We start from the raw sequence: 2,804 nt of genomic DNA on the forward strand, positions 1-2,804 counted from the left end.
AACCTTTAACGTATTTTCTGCATCAATAATTATTTGTTCATCTATTTCACCTATAAAGTCCGCTTCTTCTTGGTTAGCTTCTATAATCTTTAATGCTTTTTGTAAATTGATCATATCTCTCCTCAGGGAATTTAAATAACATTCATTACCACATTTCTTCTTAAACTCCCTCAGTTAAATACGGTTTACTCACGAATGCTCGCTTATTCGCAGGATTTCATCCTCCATGGATATATATTTCTAAATTATAAGGAGTAGATTCTGGACAAATGGCTACGTGGAGACATAGAATAGAGGAGTAGGTTCATATTTCCCTCCCATGTCTCAACGGGTCAATTACCCTCTCATTCCTTCGTCATGCCTATCCAAGTGGTGGAGGCCAGTTTTGCTAACCTGATGGGTCAGTGCCCTTTTGTTTAAGAAACCTGGTACTCCGTACATATTTGAAATCCTGCGAATAAACCAATACTCGATTTAAGAGTTCTCTTCGAGAACGAACGATTGATTTACCTACGCTGCCAACTCCGTAAATGCTTGAACATTCTTGGCACAATACGATTCGTTTTTACGTGCTATTCCTACAAATATTCTGGCCAACTTACCAACTATTTTCATAATAGATTTCATCTTTTTCATTTTTTTGACTTTAACCTTGTTGGAGTGAATGGCTTTGAATTCCGGGTTGTTCATCACTAGGCTCATAGTGGCTAAATAAAGGAATCGCCTCAGCCTTGCTCTTCCACGCTGGAAATGACAATTTGCCCTTTCCACTTCCCTGAACTAGCTTCAGCGAGATGCAGTCCTGCATGGCGAAGTAGAGAATTGCCGTGTGAAAAACCACTTAAATCTCCTGCTTCCCCTAATATACCAGCTAACGAAATTTCACTAATTCCCTTAATCATAAGCAACTTATTTGCGAAAGGAATTTTAGGTAGTTCATCCTTAACGTTCTTTCTTCACCATATCAGCTACCCTGAGCTATCAGGCAAACGTAATACACCAAATTGTGATTGATGTTCCCCATAGAAAATATTAAATTTATTAGACCTTAAAAATTACCCCTTTATAAACATATGATAACTGTATATTTCTATAGAAAAGCCACACTTCCTTCTAGAAGTGCGGCATTGATAATGTTTGTCTATTTAAGCTAACCTGCTTCGTTCAATAAGGAGTTCAACAAAAAAGAGTGGGTCAATCCTGTGTGAATCAATGCACCCTTGAGTTTAAGCATAAATCTTCACAATCAAAACCTATTTATTCTAAACTATTTTTTTTATTGCAGAGACTACTACTTCCGGTTCGTCATTTTGTATATAGTGAGCACTATTTTCTGCGATTATTAATTCTCCATCTGAGGATATTTCAAGAATCTCTCTCTGCATTTCATTCCATAACCCTTGTGATTCCATAGAATAATGTGCTTTCTTACCTGCCGAAAGAACAATTAATGGTACGTTTAATTTTTGTCTAGTTTCTTTTAATTGCTTAAGGCTTTCCATAAATTCATCATAATTTCCTTCGTAAACGAATTGCTTGTTATATGCTTGCTGAAAATTTTGTGACATCGTGGGGAGAAATCTTTCTCTGTAGTCTTCAGGCGTAGAGTCAATCAGGACTAATCCACTAACTTCATTTGGATATTCTGTAGCAAACATCCGCATATTAACTCCACCAAATGAATGACCTACTAATATGTAGGGAGGTTTGATTTGGGCTTCACTAAGTAGTTCCTTTAATTCTTTTACCATTTCACGGCTGGTTCTGGGGTTACTACTTTTTTCACTTTTCCCAAGTCCAGCTCTATCATAAATTAGTACACTAGAGAACATTGAAATCTCCCTTAATACTGAATTCCAGGCCTTGGAATAATCTCCATATCCTGCATCCATTATTACTGTTGGCTTTCCCTTATTCTTTCCCACTAATTTAGCATATAGTTTACAATCACTTATTTGTATAAACATTTCTTTATCCATTGGCTCATTCCTCTCGATTGGAAACCTCTCTTTAGTAAAAATATAACATCTCACTTCTTCTTCAACTAACCTGCATGTTAGCTAAATAAGGAAATCAATAAAAAAGGCCGTTAATCCTTTTGGATCAACGCACCCCTTCGCTGAACCTTCTTTTGCTAAACTGCTCCCCCCTGTTCGAAAATAAGCAAGAATGTGCCTAAACACTTTTGTATCAATATTTTTTATAAACTAATTATTTCTAACTTATAACTCCTAAATAATAAAGAACAAAATATGCAATAAAGCACAATAGAGATCCTACTAAGAAGGGATTAATGGTTAATGTTGCTTTCTCATGTTGAGGCTTGTAATTTCCTAAGAACATATGGAAAACTGCTACCTGTGAATTCTTTGACAATGCGTCTCCTTTAGAACTAAATAAAAATGCTATAATGGTAAATCCAGCTGACCCTAAAAACATTGTATCTACAAGATTTGTTTCAAAATAATGTGATACCCAAAAAAGCAAACCTAATTCTAAAGCCAGGACTAGTAAAACGAAAAATATATACCATTTTAACTTCAATGTATCCCCCCCTTTTATAGTATTTATTACGAATAAAATCGTCAGAAGTTTCAAATTTAAATCTTAAGAAGCCACTTCCCCTATTCGGTGTCTAATTTGACTAATCAAACTCAGTCCGCTGCCAACTGGTAACTCCAAGCCAGTTCTTCTCACTGCTGGATCTACACCTGCTCACACCTAATCTGCAATCATTTTCAAACTTCCTACTGACTCGTACTCCTTCATTCCTAACTGTTCTCTAAATTCTTGTTGAACTAACC

At 35.9% G+C, this 2,804-nt stretch carries 2 protein-coding genes and 1 pseudogene; all 3 read right to left on the bottom strand.

Translation table 11 applies throughout. The annotated features are described in order from the left end of the window. Positions 1-510 precede the first annotated feature (510 nt). A pseudogene (locus JCM21738_RS23680) lies at positions 511-947 on the bottom strand (IS110 family transposase); the annotation flags it as partial. A gap of 315 nt (positions 948-1,262) precedes the next feature. Further along, on the bottom strand, positions 1,263-1,979 hold the full coding sequence (locus tag JCM21738_RS21425; protein ID WP_023613858.1) for an alpha/beta fold hydrolase: 717 nt from the start codon (positions 1,977-1,979) through the stop codon (positions 1,263-1,265). A gap of 238 nt (positions 1,980-2,217) precedes the next feature. Continuing rightward, the gene (locus tag JCM21738_RS21430) at positions 2,218-2,544 is read right to left on the bottom strand and encodes a hypothetical protein (RefSeq protein ID WP_023613857.1); all 327 of its coding nucleotides are present in this window, start codon (positions 2,542-2,544) and stop codon (positions 2,218-2,220) included. Positions 2,545-2,804 lie beyond the last annotated feature (260 nt).

This window comes from Mesobacillus boroniphilus JCM 21738 (genome assembly GCF_000517385.1).
Classification (GTDB): Bacteria; Bacillota; Bacilli; order Bacillales; family Cytobacillaceae; genus Mesobacillus; species Mesobacillus boroniphilus.